Below are 14,714 nucleotides of genomic sequence, written 5' to 3' on the forward strand. Positions count from 1 at the left end.
ATACCCGCAGTCCGCTGGGGGGTGACCCCCACATACCCCGAGGTGCCATGCCCCCGCATCAGCTCCCGGCCGTCTCCGTGATCATGCCGGTGCTCAATGAGGAACGCCATCTGCGCAACTCCGTGCGGCACATCCTGGAGCAGGAGTACGCCGGTGAGATGGAGGTGGTGATCGCCCTCGGTCCGTCCACCGACCGGACCGACGAGATCGCCGCCGAGCTGGTCGCCGAGGACCCCCGGGTGCACACGGTGCCCAACCCCACGGGCCGCACCCCCGCCGCGCTGAACGCCGCGATCAAGGCGTCCCGCCATCCGGTGGTGGTCCGGGTCGACGGCCACGGCATGCTCTCCCCGGACTACATCGCGACCGCGGTGCGGCTGCTGGAGGAGACCGGCGCGCAGAACGTCGGCGGCATCATGCACGCCGAGGGCGAGAACGACTGGGAGCACGCCGTCGCGGCCGCCATGACCTCCAAGATCGGGGTCGGCAACGCCGCGTTCCACACCGGCGGTGAGGCGGCCCCGGCCGAGACCGTCTACCTGGGTGTCTTCCGCCGCGAGGCGCTGGAGCAACAGGGCGGCTACAACGAGGAGTTCATCCGCGCCCAGGACTGGGAGCTGAACTTCCGGATCCGTGAGGCGGGCGGGCTGATCTGGTTCTCGCCCGAGCTGAAGGTCTCCTACCGGCCGCGGCCCAGCGTGCGGGCGCTCGCCAAGCAGTACAAGGACTACGGCCGCTGGCGCCATGTCGTGGCCCGTTTCCACCAGGGCTCGATCAATCTGCGCTATCTCGCCCCGCCGACCGCCGTGGTCGCCATCGCGGCGGGCCTGGTGGTGGGCGCGGCCGTCACCCCGTGGGCCCTGGTGATCCCCGGTGGCTATGTGGCGGCCATCGCCGCGGGCTCGGTCCCGGCGGGCAAGGGGCTGCCGCTCGCGGCCCGGCTGCGGATCCCGGTCGCACTGGCCACCATGCACATGTCGTGGGGCTGGGGCTTCCTCACCAGCCCGCGGGCGCTCGCCAGGAAGGTCATCGCCAGCCGCCGCCCGGCGGTCATGGCCGAGGGCTGACCGCTTTCTCTCCCGCTCTCCCGCTCTTCTGCGAAGGGGCCGGACCCGGCCATGGGTCCGGCCCCTTCGTCATACCGTCGTCCTCAGAAGGTGTACTGCGGGTTCACCTTCATGCACGCCTTCTTGTCCTCGCCGTTCAGGGCGTCGGCGCTCTCCGGCGTCCTGCTGTCGTCCTCGCTCGCGGGCTTGGGGTAGACGGCGCCCTCGCGCCAGTCGTTGCCGACCACGAGCGTCACCTCCTGGACCGACTTCGACGACTTCACCGCGGACTTCGGCAGCTTCAGCGCCTTGGCCACGGCCAGCGCGTCACCCTGCTTGGCCTCATCGGGGTACGCCACGGTGGTGTCGGCCTGTGAGGTCAGGACGGTGTTGGCGGTGGCCTTGGCGTAGCCGAGCCGGACCAGTTCGGAGGTGATGACCCCCGCGCGGCCCGAGACCGGCCCCAGGACCGTGCTGGAGGTGCCGTTCTGCACCACCACCGGCAGCTCGCCCTTGGGGGCGGTGGGGGCCGGGGTGTGATCGGGCTTCTTCTTGTCCTTGCCGTCCATCGCGATGTCATTGCGGAGCAGCGAGAAGGTCTGCTCGGCCTCGCCCGGCTTGGGCTTCACATACTCACCGCCGCCGCCGTACTCCCAGGGCATGGTGACCATGGTGGTGCGCTTCGCCGGCACCCGCTTGAGGTCGTTGCCCAGGTCGTAGAGCTTCTTGACGGTGCCGAGGCCGTGGTCGACGGTCAGCGCCTCGGTCGCGGCCTCCGCCAGGTCCATCAGCTTGCCCGGGTCGCTGAGCTTGGTGCCCGACTTCAGCTGACGGATCATCGAGGTCATGTACATGTGCTGGGCCTTGGCCCGGCCGATGTCGGTGTTGTCCTCGAAGCCGTAGCGGGTGCGCAGCCACTGGAGGGCCTGGACGCCCTTGACGCTGTGGGTGCCCTTGGTGAGCTTCAGTCCGGAGCCGTGGCCCTTGCTGTCATGGGAGTAGACATTGTCCCGGACGCAGACCGGGACACCGCCGACGGCGTCCGCCATGGACACCACCCCGGAGAAGTCGATCATCATGAAGTGGTCGATGTAGACCCCGGTCAGCTCCTTCCAGGCGGCGACCGTACAGCCCGGACCGCCGTGCTGGAGCGACTGGTTGATGGCCGCCTCGGTCTTCGGGTAGACCTTCCCGGTCTCGGGGTCGGTGCACTTGGGGATGGTCACCCGGGTGTCCCTCGGGATGCTGACCACCGACATGTTGGCGCGGTCGGCCGAGACGTGGACCAGCATCTGCACATCGGCCAGCGGCTTGCGGTCGGCGTCCTGCTTGGCGCCGCCCAGCTTGACGTTCTCCGCGGTGTTACGGCTGTCGGAACCTATGAGGAGGATGTTCAGCGGGGTCTGGCCCGCGGCATTGGGCTCGGGCTTGCCGATCTTGCTGTCGCCGAGGTCCAGCTCCTCCTTCCGCAGATTGCCGTTCAGGTGCTGGTAGTAGAGGTATCCGGCCCCCGCCGCGCCGAGCACCAGCACGGCGAGGGTCAGCGCGGTCCAGCGCAGTATTCGCACGCCTCGGCCGCGCTGGGGACGGCGCGAGCCGCCCCTGCGGTGCCCCGCGCCGTGTGACGCGGGGCCCTCCCCTTCCGGCGGGCTGTCATCCCCACCAGGATCGCGGGGTTCGGGCACGGCGGCGTGCCGCTGTCTTTCCCCCCGCACATTGCTCTGCCGCATCGGGCCTCCCCGGCTCCTGCTTCAGTTGTGGGCCGGTCCGAGGCTGCGCCGCCGGCCGGCGACGGTCACTTGGCGCAGAGGTTCTTGTCGTCGGCCTCGACCCTCTGGATGTCCTTCGGCGCCTTCTTCGGAGCGGCGATCGGCGTACCGGCTTCCTTGAAGTCCGCCCCGAGCGTCAGCGTCATCTCCGCCATCGGCTCGGCGTCCTTCGCGCCCCGCTTCATCGCCGAGGCGGGCAGCCCCATGCTGTCCGCGAGCCGCCGGGCCTGGTCGGCCTGGTTGGGCGCGTACTCCAGGGTGGTCTTCTTCTGCTCCGCGTCGGCGTTGCCGCCGTTGCTGGTGCGGAGCATCCCCTGGACGTTCTGCATCCAGTCGACGGTCTCCTGTGCGGCGCCGAACTTGCCACTGCCGTTGAGCACCTTGGCCCGGACGTCCGCGGGCGCGGCCTTGGGGCCCTTGAGCAGGGCGGCCTGCTTGCTCTTGGCCGCCTTCTCCTTCTTCTTGACCTCGGTCAGCGAGATGTCCTGCCGGACCATGGAGAACAGCGGCTCGGCCTTGGTCTGGTCGAGCAGCACGGTGGCACCGTCGGTGTTGTCCACGACCGGGACGGTGGCGAAGGTGATGTTCTTCAGATCCACCTTGCTCAGGTTCTTGCCCAGATCGGCCAGCTTGCTGAGCGTGCCGATCCCGGGGTCCACCGTGAGCGCCTTGGTGGCGGCCTGCGCCAGCTTCCAGGTCTTGGTCGGGCTGGTGAGCGAACCGCTGGCCTTCATCTTGCGCATCAGCGAACTGAGGAACTGCTGTTGCAGCTTGATCCGGTCCAGATCGCCGCCGTAGCCCACCGCGTGCCGGGTCCGGACGAACGCCAGGGCCTGTTCACCCTCGACCGTGTGCCGCCCCTTCTTCAGGTTCAGATGCGACTTGGGGTCGTTGATGTCCTTGCCGAGGCAGATGTCGACTCCGCCGACCGCGGTGGACATCTCCTTGACCGCGTTGAAGTCGGCCATCATGAAGTGGTCGATGTTCAGGCCGGTGATCTTCTCCACGGTCTGCCAGGTGCAGCCGGGGTCCCGCTCCTCCTGTCCCAGGCTGGTGTTGAAGCGCACTTCCTTCTCACCCGGGATCTTCTTGAACGAGCCGTCGTCCTGCTTGGTCTTGCACTCGGGGATATCGGTGATCATGTCGCGGGGGAAGCTCAGCACGGTCGCGTTCGACCGGTCCTCCGAGACATGGAACAGCAGCGTGGTGTCGGCATGGCCGACGCTGCCCGCGTCGCCATAGCCCTTGTTCCCCTTGCCATCACGCCGGTCGGTGCCGATGAGCAGGATGTTCATCGGGCCGTCGGAGACCGCGGGGTTGTTCTCGCCGATATCGACCTTGTTGATGTTGCCGTTGAGCTGCTGGTAGAGGACATACGCCGCCACCGACCCGCCGACCAGCAGAAAGGCCAGCGTGCCACTGGTCCAGTAGAGGACCTTCTTCCCCTTGGACTTCTTCGGCTTCGGTTTGCGCCGGCTCGCCGGCCCCGAGGGCGCCTCCTGCCCCCGCTTGCCCCCCGCCCGGCGCCGACCCCCCGGCTCGGGCTCGGGGGCGCGGCGGCGGCTCGCTCTCGGGGCGCGTGGCGGCTCGGCGGCGTCCGCCGATGTCCCGGCGCTGTTCAGCCGCAGCTCGTAGTTCCCGGTGTTCGGATCGAACACCCACTGGTCGGCGGGGTCGATACCGTCCGCCCCACCCTGGCCTTGCGCGTCCACGGTCGCCTGTGTCCTCCGTTGGTGCCACGCGGCGCCTCCCCCTCAAGGCGCTCCCATCCGTACTTCTGTGCAGTGCGCGGCCACCTCGTAGAGCGCACCGGATCGCTCACACTATCCGCCCAGTTCAGCGCCTAGTGACGCCGGTGACAAATTCCACTCCCCTACAACTGGGCATTCTGCCCAATCCTTTCGCCATCCTTCACGAGTCCGTGCCCCACGCTTCGCGCGGTTAGTCGCAGATGTCACGCGCCGCGGTCGTGCCCTGGTAAGGGTTGCGGTCCACCGCCTTCGGGTCCTCCGCCGTCGTGGACGTGACGGAACGGGTCACCGAGACCGGCTGGTCGAGACGCAACTGCCGGAACAAGCGGTCGGCGTCGGGCTGGACGAGCTCATCACGGTTCCTGTTGTACGTATAGGGCTGTCGCGGAATCGTAAGGAATCGGATTTTATCCCGGGGGATGTTCCGGACCCCCCGTGCCAGGTCGTACAGGTCCTTGAGCGAATCCAGTCCCGGATCGGTGGTCAGCGACGAGGTCGCGGCGTTGAGCACGGGATACAGCTTTCGCGGGTTCAGCAGTACACCATTGCTCTGCACTTTCTTCACAAGCGAGCCGAGGAACTCCTGCTGCCTGCCGATACGCTCGGTATCGCTCCCGTTACCGATGCTGTACCGGGCCCGTACATAACCGAGTGCCTGCTCGCCGTGGAGGACCTGGCGCCCCGCCGGCAGCCGCAGATGCGCGTCGCTGTCGTCGACGGACTCCTTGAGGCAGACCTCCACCCCGCCGACCGCGTTCACCAGCTTCTTGAAGCCGTTGAAGTCCACGATCATGTGGTGGTCCACGCGGATCCCGGTCAGCTTCTCCACCGTGCGGATCGTGCAGGCCGCCCCGCCGTATTCGAACGCCCAGTTGAACTGGGCGAACCGGGGGGCCATCCGCTTCCCGTTCGCGCGGTCGCAGCCGGGGATGTCCACCATCAGGTCACGCGGGATCGAGACGGCCGTAGCGCCCCTGCCGTTCGCCTGGAGGTGCAGCAGGATCGTGGTGTCCGAACGCTGGGTGCCGGTGTCCCGGCCGTACTTCCCGTTGCCCTTGCCGCCGCGGTCGTCCGATCCGATCAGCAGGATGTTCTGGGCGTCCCGCACCACCGAAACCGGCCGCTCCGCCTCGTACTTCCGCAGCTCGTCCGCGGTGCGGGTGTCGGTGCGGATGTTGCCGTTCAGGCGTTCGTAGAACCACCAGCCCGTCCCGGCGATCGACAGCACCAGTACGGCCACGCCCAGCGCGAGCACGCGCAGCCATCGACGCCCACCTCTGGGCGCCGTGTCCGGGCTGTCACTCGTCACGTCCGCGTCCTCCCAACCCGTGGTCCACCCCGGCAGGGCGGATTCGCGTCGCGTGCCGGGGTCCCGAATTATTGGGACAGACATGCGAACCCCGCACATGGTTGTACGTATCCGTCGATCATCGCGCGGGGTGGACGGCGGGGCGCGTGGGCTCGGCCCGCGGGTCCGCCGGACGGGTCAGGGGGGATCCGGGCGGTCCGGGAGGGCCGCCCGGACCGCAACTAGGCGCTCTCGGTGACGCGCTCACTCTCCCGGCGCCCGGCCAGCGCCCGCTCGTCGAGCTGGTCCAGATGGCGGCACAGCACCACCGAGCCGCCCGAGGCCAGCGGGGCGAACAGCCCGTACGAGAGCCCCTCCCAGCCGTCGTACGCCAGCCCGGACAGCACCCGGGAGCCCGGTCCGAGCCCCCGCGCCGCCGCGTCCGCCCGCGCCCGCTCCACCAGCCCGGCCCCGGTCAGCTCCAGCCCGCCCACGGTCAGCGCGGGCGCGTCCGGGTCCACCGGGGCGTACGGCGCGAAGCGGTCGCCCTGGCTCGGCACCTCCACCGCGTAGTCCGCGAACCCCGGCGGCGGCTGCGGGAACCGCCCGCCCATCGGGCGCAGCGCCAGCGCGATCCGCTCCCCGGAACAGGCCCGTGCCTCCTCCAGGGTGTCCGGGCCGCTCACGACCACATCGGCGGTGGCCGGGTCGCCCCCGACCTCCGCCACCACGCCCACCGACGAGCAGGCCAGCAGCCACACCGCGGTCTGCCAGTGGGCGGGCAGCAGCAGCGCCAGCCGGTCGCCCGGCCCGGCCGACAGATCGTCCTGGAGCAGGTTGGCGGTCTTCGCCACCCAATTGGCGAAAGTGGCCACGGAGAGTTCGACGCGTTCACCCGTCGCGTCGTCGTAGAAGGTCACGAGCGGGCGGGCCGGATCCGCGGCGAGCGCGGATCGCAGCAGGTCGGCAGGGGTGCGATCGGTGGCGTTCACGCGCGCAAGCGTACGCGGCCGCCGTCCGCCCCGAACGGGGATGCGCACGTCCGGCCCCCGGACCGGCTCGGCGCGGCGTCCGCTCCCGAATGGACAGCCTTGTTGCTGTATGTCCACGATTTTTCACATGCGCGCTTTTCTCGCCCTGTCGACCGGCGTCGTCTGTACCGCCGCCCTCGTCGTCCCGCTCGCCCTGCACAGCGCCGCCGCCCACCCCCGTGCCGTCCAGCCCGGCGGCACCCAGTCACTGCCCCTGCGCGCCCTGGGCGGCGGCCTCGCGCGGAGCGCGGTCGCGCCCGGCGGCGCCCAGGGGGTCGCCGCACGCGGCGTACGGCCGTTCTCGCTGGTCGGCGTCGTCTGGGACCGTGCCGACCAGGAACTCGGCGCCCAGGTGCAGGTACGGACGCGCGCCACCGGCACCGGTCTGTGGTCCGCATGGCAGAACCTCGCACCGTACGGCGACGAGGCCCCCGACCCCGCCCTGCCCGAACGCGGCACCGCCCCCGCGCACGGCGGTACGGCACCGCTGTGGGTCGGCGACGCCGACGGGGTGCAGGCGCGCGTCCTGCCCGCCACCACCCGGTCCGCACCGGCACTGCCCGCGGGTATGCGGCTGGACCTGGTGAACCCCGGGGAAGCCGCACCGGCCGCGCACCGCCCCCTCCCCGCACCCGTGACGCGCGGCCCGGCGGTCACCCCGAAACCGGTGCGGTCCGCGCGACCCGCGAAACCGTTGCGGCCCGTCCGCCCGGTGAAACCCGCCAAACCCCTCAAGCCCGCGGTGCCCGCGAAGCCGTCGACGCCCCCGGCGCACCGCCCCGCCGCGTCCCCCGCGGCCACCGCCGCGCCGCACACCGCCCCCAGGCCCCGCATCATCACCCGCGCCGCATGGGGGGCCGACGAGACCCTCCGTGAGAAGGGGCACGCCTACAGCAGGACGGTCAAAGTCGCCTTCCTCCACCACACCGTGACGGGCAACACCTACCGCTGCTCCGAAGTCCCCTCCCTCTTGCGCGGTATCTACCGCTACCACGTCAAGAGCATGGGCTGGCGTGACTACGGCTACAACTTCACCGTCGACCGGTGCGGAAACATCTACGAAGGCCGCGCCGGCGGTGTGGCCAAAGCCGTCATCGGCGCGCACACCCGCGGGTTCAACGCGAAGAGCATGGGAGTCGCTGTCCTCGGAACCTTCGACACCGAGCGGCCGTCCAAGAAGGCGGTGAACGCGATCGCCGGGCTCACCGCGTGGAAACTGGGTCTCTTCGACAGGAACCCGAAGGCCGTGGTCCACCTGGTGTCCGGCGGCGGGAACAAGTACACAAAGGGCACCAGTGTGAGGTTCAACGTGGTCTCCGGACATCGTGACGGCTTCGCCACCGACTGCCCCGGGCGGCGTCTCTACGACAAGCTCGGCCCGGTGCGCCGTGCGGCGGCCCGGCTCCAGGGGCGCTGACCAGGCGCGGTCCACGGATCTGCCTACACTGGCCCGGCCCGGCGAGCCCCAGCAGGAAGCAGAGACGATACGTGACCACAGCGCCATCAACGCCAGAAGCGATCCTCCTGGTCGGCGGCAAGGGGACCCGGTTGCGACCCATGACGGTGCACACCCCCAAGCCGATGGTCCCGGCGGCGGGCGTGCCGTTCCTCACCCATCAACTCGCCCGTGCCCGTGCCGCGGGGGTCGAGCACATCGTGCTCGCCACCTCCTACCTCGCCGAGGTCTTCGAGCCCTACTTCGGTGACGGGTCGTCACTCGGGCTGCATCTGGAGTACGTCACCGAGGAGGAGCCGCTCGGCACCGGCGGAGCCATCCGCAACGTCGCCTCCCGGCTGCGCTCCGGCCCCGACGACCCGGTCCTCATCTTCAACGGCGACATCCTCACCGGCCTCGACATCCGCGCCCTCGTGGACACCCACCGCACCACCGGTGCCGATGTCTCCCTCCACCTCACCCGGGTCAGCGACCCGCGTGCGTTCGGGCTGGTGCCGACCGACGCCGAAGGCCGGGTCACCGCCTTCCTGGAGAAGCCGCAGACCCCCGAGGAGATCGTCACCGACCAGATCAACGCGGGCGCGTACGTCTTCAACCGCTCGGTCATCGACGCCATCCCCGCCGACCGCCCCGTCTCCGTGGAGCGCGAGACCTTCCCCGGACTGCTCGAGGCGGGCGCCCACCTCCAGGGCATGGTCGACTCCACGTACTGGCTGGACCTCGGCACGCCGCAGGCGTTCGTCCGCGGCTCGGCCGACCTGGTCCTGGGCCGCGCCCCCTCCCCGGCGGTGCCGGGGCGCTGCGGTGAGCGGCTGGTCCTGGAGAGCGCGTCCGTGGCGGACGACGCCAAGCTCTCCGGCGGCACGGTGATCGGCCCCCGTGCCCGGGTGGGCGCGGGCGCCCGTATCGAGGGCAGCGCGGTGCTGGAGGGCGCGATCGTCGAGGAGGGCGCGCAGGTGCGCGACTCCCTCGTCGGCGCGGGCGCCCGTATCGGAGCGCGCACGGTCCTCCAGGGCGCCGTCATCGGCGACGGCGCCGTGGTGGGCGCGGACAACGAACTGCACGACGGCGTACGGGTGTGGTGCGGGGCGGACATCCCGGCGGGTGCGGTGCGGTTCTCTTCCGACCAGTAGGTGGTCGGTGGGCCGGGTGCGGGTGCGGGTGCGGGGCCTCCGGGGTGGGGTCCTGGACCGTCTATTTACGGCGCCGGTGCCCGGAGACGTGCGCCTGGGCCGGAGATCGGCGCCACAAATACACGAAAGTGTCCAGGACCCCACCCCTGCGACCCCGCACCCTCCCGTCTCGTCGCCGACCACCCGCCGGACCCGCTACATGGCGCGGAAGTCCCGGACCGCGAAGCGCGGCGCGCGGCGCGGCGGAGTGCGGCCGGACAGCAGGATCAACCGGGCCGCCCGGTGGCGCTGCCCCGCGTACGGGGCCAGCAGTTCGAGCATCGCCGCGTCATCCGTACCCCGCTGACCCGTGAGCGCGTAGCCCACGATGCGCGGCAGATGGAGGTCCCCGACCGTGATCGCGTCCGGAGTGCCGTTGCTGCGCTGAAGGGTCTCGGCCGCGGTCCAGGGTCCGATGCCCGGTATCAGCTGGAGACGGGCGGACGCGGCGGCGAGATCCATGGCCGCGGCCTCCTCCAGCCGCCGCGCGGCCCGGACGGCCCGGAGGATCGTCGCCGAGCGCTTGGAGTCGACGCCCGCCTTGTGCCACTCCCAGGACGGGATCAGCGACCATGCGCGCGGATCGGGCATCACCCGCATCCGCTCGGCCGGTCCGGGCGCGGGCTCGCCGTGCCGCTGGAGCAGCAACCGCCAGGCGCGGTACGCCTCGTCGCTGGTGACCTTCTGCTCGAGGATCGAGGGGATCAGCGATTCGAGGACCAGTCCGGTGCGGATCAGGCGCAGCCCGGGGTTGCGGCGGTGGGCCTCGTGGACGAGGAGGTGGCGCGGGGTGAACCCGGACGGGTCGTCGTGTGCCCCGAGCATCGAGGGAAGCCCGTCGAGCAGCCACGCGGCACCCGGTCCCCAGGCGTGTGCTTCGATCTCGCCGCCGCGGCGTGCGACGTGGAGGGTGCCGGGCCCTTCCGGGGTCCGGGTCGCTCGCCAGAACGCGCCGTCCCCATCGACCCGGAACGCCGGATCTCCCGGCCCCCGCTGAAGTACGCAGAGATTGCGCGCGAGGTCATAGGGCCCCGAGGGCGTCCAGGTACGGCTGACAGACACGCCGCCACCCTACGACCCTCCTGAGACATCCCGGCTGGTCCGTCGGCCTCGCGGTTGGTCGGCGACGAGACGGAAGGGGCGCGCACATCGCCTCTTGCCCCGGTCCAGCGGGTGGTCGGCGACGAGACGGGAGGGTGCGGGGTCGCAGGGGTGGGGTCCTGGACACTTTCGTGTACCCCGGAGGCCCCGCACCCGCACCCGGCCACCCAGCCCCGCACCCACCGCACCCCCGCACCCCACCCCGCACAACGCGCGCCCCCACCCACGGCGCGCACCTCGCACTCGCGCGCCCCGAGCGCCGCAGCGGCGCACTCAGCACCGAGACCGAACCCCTACCGCACCACCACGAACGCCCCCGCGTCCCGATCCGGCCGTTCTCTCGGCGGAGCCGCCGCGTGGCCGACGGCGACCGCGCCCATCGGGTCCCAGTCCTCCGGCAGGCCCAGCACCTCCCGCACCACCGGGCGGCAGAACATCGTCGACGACACCCAGGCCGACCCCAGCCGCTCACCCGCCAGCGCGACCAGCAGGTTCTGCACTCCGGCCCCCGCCGCCACCACGAACATCTCGCGCTCGGCCGCATTGCGCCGCGCGTCCGGGTACGTATGCGCGCCGTCCGCGACCAGGCACGGCACCACCAGGTACGGCGCCTTGCGCAGCACGTCCCCACGCCGTACCCGCTTGGCGACGGACTCCTCGGAGAAGCCGTCGCCGCGCAGGTCCGCGATCCACGCGTCCCGCATGGCGTCGAGCAGTGCGATCCGGGACTCGGCGGACTCCAGCAGCACGAATCGCCAGGGCGTCGTGTGGTGGGGCGCGGGGGCGGTCACGGCGGCGGCCACGGCACGCCGTACCGCCGCGCCGTCCACCGGCTCGTCGGTGAACTCGCGCACCGTACGCCGCAGGGTGACGGCCTCCCGTACGGCCTCGGAGGTGCCCAGCCGGAACATGTCGTCGGCGGCACCGCGCACCAGCGCCCGCGCGCCACGCGGACCCGCACCCCCACCCGCATCCGCATCCGCGTCGGGGTCGTCCCGGTCCGGGGCCACCACATGCGGCAGCCCCCGCACCACGGCCACCGGCAGTCCGTCCGCCTTGCCCTTGACCAGTTCGCCCGCGGCGGCCAGCTCATCGGCGGTGGCGACGATCGTGGCGCTCAGCGGGTTGCCGTGGGCGTCGGAGCCGCCGCGGAGGTCGTCCAGGACGCGCACCCCGGCGGCGCCGATGGCGACATCGGTGACGCCGTTGCGCCAGGGCCGCCCGAAGGTGTCGGTGACGAGGACGCCGACCTCGACGCCGAGCGCGTCCCGCAGCCCGTCGCGGAGGGCGCGCGCGGAGGCGTCGGGGTCCTCCGGGAGCAACAGCACGGTCCCGGCGGGGGTGTTGGAGGCGTCGACCCCGGCGGCGGCCATGACCAGCCCGTGCCGGGTCTCCACGATCCGGGTGGCGCCGCGCCGGGCGATCACCCGCACCGCCTCGGCGTCTATCGCGGCCTCGCGGTCGGCGGCCTCGACCATCCGCCCCTCGGCCTTGCTGACGATCTTCGAGGTGACGACGAGGACATCGCCGTCGGCGAGTCCGGGCAGCCCGTCGGCGGTCGCGGTGTCGGCGATGAGCTTGGCGAGGTCGTCGCCCTGCCGGACCTCGGGGAGGCCGGGGAGGGCCCACACCCGGTACGAGGGGGCCCCGCCGGGCCGTGGGGAGGGGCTCATGCGCGCACCTCCTCGGCCAGCGCCAGCGCCTCCGCCGCCATCCGGGCGGTGGCCTCGGTGTCGGTCATCATCAGCGGGACGGCCTTGCAGCGGATCCCGGCGGCCTCGACCGCGTCGACCCGGCCCGCGTCGACGGTGTCGACGAGCCAGCCGTCGAGCAGCCCGGAGCCGTAGTGCTGGGCGACCGCGGCGGCGGTGGACTCGACGCCGACGGCGGCGAGCACCTTGTCGGCCATGCCGCGCACGGGCGCGTCGCCGACGATGGGGGAGAGGCCGACGACCGGTACCCCGGCGTCGGCGATGGCCTCGCGCACCCCCGGCACGGCGAGGATGGTGCCGATGCTGACGACGGGGTTGGACGGCGGGAAGAGGACGACATCGGCCCCGGCGATGGCCTCGAGGACGCCGGGCGCGGGTTTGGCCTGGTCGGCGCCGACGGGGACCACGGCGTGGGCGGGTACGGAGGCGCGCAGCCGGACCCAGTACTCCTGGAAGTGGACGGCCTTGCGCCCGTCGCCCTCACCCGCGGCGGAGCCGCCGATGTCCGCCGTGTCGATGAGGACATGGGTCTCGACACGGTCGTCGGTCATCGGGAGCAGCCGCACCCCCGGCTGCCAGCGGGCGCACAGCGCCTCGGTGACGGCGCTCAGCGGATAGCCCGCGCCCATCATCTGGGTGCGGACGATGTGGGTCGCGAAGTCACGGTCGCCGAGACCGAACCAGTCGGGTCCCACCCCGTAGGCGGCCAGTTCCTCCTTGACCGCGAAGGACTCGTCGGTCCGGCCCCAGCCCTGCTCCTCGTGGATGCCGCCGCCGAGCGTGTACATCACGGTGTCGAGGTCGGGGCAGACCTTGAGCCCGAAGAGGTGGATGTCGTCACCGGTGTTGCCGATGACGGTGATGTCCGCGTCGGGGGCGGCCGACTTCAGTCCGCGGAGGAAACGGGCACCGCCGATGCCACCTGCCAGAACCACAATGCGCATGGGGGACAGTCTTGCAGTCGCCCGGAGTGCCGAGGAGGTTCGGGGCGGTCGGCGGAGGTGGGAGCGGAGCGGGTCAGCCGCCGAGCGCGTCCAGCGCGTTGACGCCGTCGAGCGCGGGTGCCGCGCCGGCGCCGGCGTTCTGGGTGGGGTGGAGCGGCATCTCGGTCAGTCCGGGGAAGTAGATGTGGAGGCTGACGGCGGGTTCCAGGGAGTCGTTGACGACGTCGTGGACGTAGCCGGGGGCGAAGACGCGCTGGGCGCCCGCGGTGAGGGTGTGGCGCGTGCCCTGGTGGCCGACGCGTTCGGTCAGCTCGCCCTGGAGGACGGTGAGCACACCGGAGGAGCGGCCGTGGTCATGGGCGCCGCTGCCCTGGCCGGGCACCCAGCTCAGCAGCCAGACCTCATAGCCGGGGCCGGTGCGCAGCCGGTGGTACCAGCGGCTGGTGGCGTCGTACTGGACGAGCGGGGCCCAGCCGTCGCGGTCGGCGGCGACGGCGCGGGCGAGCCCGGCGAAGGCGGAGACGGTGGAGGGGTGTGCGGGTACGGGCGGCAGCAGATGCGGGATGGCGAGCGGGTCACCGGCGATCTGGACGTCGCTGTTCATATGCGGGATTCCTCGGCAGGAAAAAGATGCGGGAAGGGCGCAGAGATAGCTGGAGCTCGGAGGCATCAACAGCTGGAACAGCGACAGCGAGCCTGCACAGCGCAGCGGAACCCGTGGGCACGGGTCGCGAGGGGCGCGTGGGTCACTGACATGGGACAAGGAGAGCGGGTCACGCGCCGTCCTGTCAACTTGATCTCCTGTTTGGCGCAATCTTTCACCTCTTCCGGTAGCCGGCGTGGCAGAAAGGTTTGTGCATGCGTTAGGCGGAGAGGTGGCGCAGCATCCGCACGCGACACGCAACGGGATCGGCGCCGAGGGCGTCCTCTCTGGTGAGTCACGGAGAGGAACCCGGGGCGGCAAACAGGGAAGTGTCTCGTTTAGGCCGATTTGAACACTTTCCGCGCAGCCTTGGTTCCGCAGAGTGAATAAGAGGCCCAATAGCAGATCTCGGCTTGACTGGCCTGGATCGGCACACTTGTAATTTCACTCGTGTCGTTCTGCCGCTTCACGACGGCAACGGACATGGGGACGCAAAAACAGACGAGGGGCGCACATGACCGAGTTGTTCCAGCAACTGCTGGTCGAAGAGGCGGACGAGGAGCTCGGTTGGCAGGAGCGCGCGCTGTGCGCCCAGACCGATCCCGAATCGTTCTTCCCGGAAAAGGGCGGATCCACGCGTGAGGCGAAGAAGGTCTGCCTCGCCTGCGAGGTCCGGTCCGAGTGCCTCGAGTACGCCCTCGCCAATGACGAGCGCTTCGGCATCTGGGGCGGTCTGTCCGAGCGGGAGCGCCGCCGACTGAAGAAGGCCGCTGTCTGACATATCCGCACCGCTTGGACGAA

12 protein-coding genes are annotated in these 14,714 nt (G+C 71.1%); 4 read left to right on the top strand and 8 right to left on the bottom strand.

What is annotated here, in order from left to right; genetic code table 11:
* The first annotated feature begins 47 nt into the window (after positions 1–47).
* Positions 48–1,067: a glycosyltransferase family 2 protein gene (locus AC07FT_RS30565; protein ID WP_479179198.1), complete on the top strand. Its 1,020-nt coding sequence runs from the start codon at positions 48–50 to the stop codon at positions 1,065–1,067.
* A gap of 83 nt (positions 1,068–1,150) precedes the next feature.
* Here the strand turns inward: AC07FT_RS30565 and AC07FT_RS30570 are convergent, their stop codons facing one another.
* The 4 genes from AC07FT_RS30570 to AC07FT_RS30585 form a co-directional block, all read right to left on the bottom strand.
* Positions 1,151–2,776 carry an LCP family protein gene (locus AC07FT_RS30570; RefSeq protein ID WP_479179200.1) on the bottom strand — a complete coding sequence of 542 codons (1,626 nt, stop codon included), beginning with the start codon at positions 2,774–2,776 and terminating at the stop codon, positions 1,151–1,153.
* 65 nt (positions 2,777–2,841) lie between these two features.
* Positions 2,842–4,527 carry an LCP family protein gene (locus AC07FT_RS30575; protein ID WP_479179202.1) on the bottom strand — a complete coding sequence of 562 codons (1,686 nt, stop codon included), beginning with the start codon at positions 4,525–4,527 and terminating at the stop codon, positions 2,842–2,844.
* 229 nt (positions 4,528–4,756) lie between these two features.
* Positions 4,757–5,875 carry an LCP family protein gene (locus tag AC07FT_RS30580; protein ID WP_471205212.1) on the bottom strand — a complete coding sequence of 373 codons (1,119 nt, stop codon included), beginning with the start codon at positions 5,873–5,875 and terminating at the stop codon, positions 4,757–4,759.
* Positions 5,876–6,096: 221 nt separating this feature from the next.
* Positions 6,097–6,846: a TIGR03089 family protein gene (locus AC07FT_RS30585; RefSeq protein WP_479179204.1), complete on the bottom strand. Its 750-nt coding sequence runs from the start codon at positions 6,844–6,846 to the stop codon at positions 6,097–6,099.
* Positions 6,847–6,973: 127 nt separating this feature from the next.
* Here AC07FT_RS30585 and AC07FT_RS30590 point away from each other — a divergent pair, with 127 nt between their 5' ends.
* Together AC07FT_RS30590 and manB are read left to right on the top strand one after the other, a co-directional pair.
* Complete coding sequence (locus tag AC07FT_RS30590) at positions 6,974–8,302, top strand: peptidoglycan recognition protein family protein (RefSeq protein WP_479179205.1); 1,329 nt, start codon at positions 6,974–6,976, stop codon at positions 8,300–8,302.
* Between the two features lie 71 nt (positions 8,303–8,373).
* On the top strand, positions 8,374–9,474 hold the full coding sequence (manB, locus tag AC07FT_RS30595; protein WP_479179207.1) for a mannose-1-phosphate guanylyltransferase: 1,101 nt from the start codon (positions 8,374–8,376) through the stop codon (positions 9,472–9,474).
* 195 nt (positions 9,475–9,669) lie between these two features.
* Here manB and AC07FT_RS30600 read toward each other — a convergent pair whose 3' ends face one another.
* The 4 genes from AC07FT_RS30600 to AC07FT_RS30615 all read right to left on the bottom strand — a co-directional run bounded on the left by AC07FT_RS30600 (position 9,670) and on the right by AC07FT_RS30615 (position 13,874).
* Positions 9,670–10,575 (bottom strand): DNA-3-methyladenine glycosylase family protein, encoded by a 906-nt coding sequence (locus AC07FT_RS30600; RefSeq protein WP_479179209.1) that lies wholly within the window; start codon positions 10,573–10,575, stop codon positions 9,670–9,672.
* 332 nt (positions 10,576–10,907) lie between these two features.
* On the bottom strand, positions 10,908–12,287 hold the full coding sequence (locus tag AC07FT_RS30605) for a coenzyme F420-0:L-glutamate ligase (protein ID WP_479179211.1): 1,380 nt from the start codon (positions 12,285–12,287) through the stop codon (positions 10,908–10,910).
* Positions 12,284–13,270 carry a 2-phospho-L-lactate transferase gene (cofD, locus tag AC07FT_RS30610; RefSeq protein ID WP_479179212.1) on the bottom strand — a complete coding sequence of 329 codons (987 nt, stop codon included), beginning with the start codon at positions 13,268–13,270 and terminating at the stop codon, positions 12,284–12,286. Before cofD ends, AC07FT_RS30605 begins: the two co-directional genes overlap by 4 nt.
* Before the next feature lie 73 nt (positions 13,271–13,343).
* Entirely contained in the window at positions 13,344–13,874 is a 531-nt protein-coding gene (locus AC07FT_RS30615) for a cysteine dioxygenase (RefSeq protein ID WP_479179213.1), read from the bottom strand.
* A 553-nt stretch (positions 13,875–14,427) separates the two neighbouring features.
* Here AC07FT_RS30615 and AC07FT_RS30620 point away from each other — a divergent pair.
* Positions 14,428–14,691, top strand: a complete 264-nt coding sequence (locus AC07FT_RS30620) for a WhiB family transcriptional regulator (RefSeq protein ID WP_004952403.1) — start codon at positions 14,428–14,430, stop codon at positions 14,689–14,691.
* Positions 14,692–14,714: the final 23 nt, after the last annotated feature.

It is taken from the genome of Streptomyces sp. NPDC045899, from assembly GCF_056431485.1.

What these genes read in the sequence shown, in the direction of transcription:
- AC07FT_RS30565 (WP_479179198.1), top strand. Translation starts at nt 48, where the DNA reads ATGCCCCCGCATCAGCTCCCGGCCGTCTCCGTGATCATGCCGGTGCTC.
- AC07FT_RS30570 (WP_479179200.1), bottom strand. Translation starts at nt 2,776, where the DNA reads ATGCGGCAGAGCAATGTGCGGGGGGAAAGACAGCGGCACGCCGCCGTG.
- AC07FT_RS30590 (WP_479179205.1), top strand. Translation starts at nt 6,974, where the DNA reads ATGCGCGCTTTTCTCGCCCTGTCGACCGGCGTCGTCTGTACCGCCGCC.
- AC07FT_RS30605 (WP_479179211.1), bottom strand. Translation starts at nt 12,287, where the DNA reads ATGAGCCCCTCCCCACGGCCCGGCGGGGCCCCCTCGTACCGGGTGTGG.
- cofD (WP_479179212.1), bottom strand. Translation starts at nt 13,270, where the DNA reads ATGCGCATTGTGGTTCTGGCAGGTGGCATCGGCGGTGCCCGTTTCCTC.
- AC07FT_RS30615 (WP_479179213.1), bottom strand. Translation starts at nt 13,874, where the DNA reads ATGAACAGCGACGTCCAGATCGCCGGTGACCCGCTCGCCATCCCGCAT.
- AC07FT_RS30620 (WP_004952403.1), top strand. Translation starts at nt 14,428, where the DNA reads ATGACCGAGTTGTTCCAGCAACTGCTGGTCGAAGAGGCGGACGAGGAG.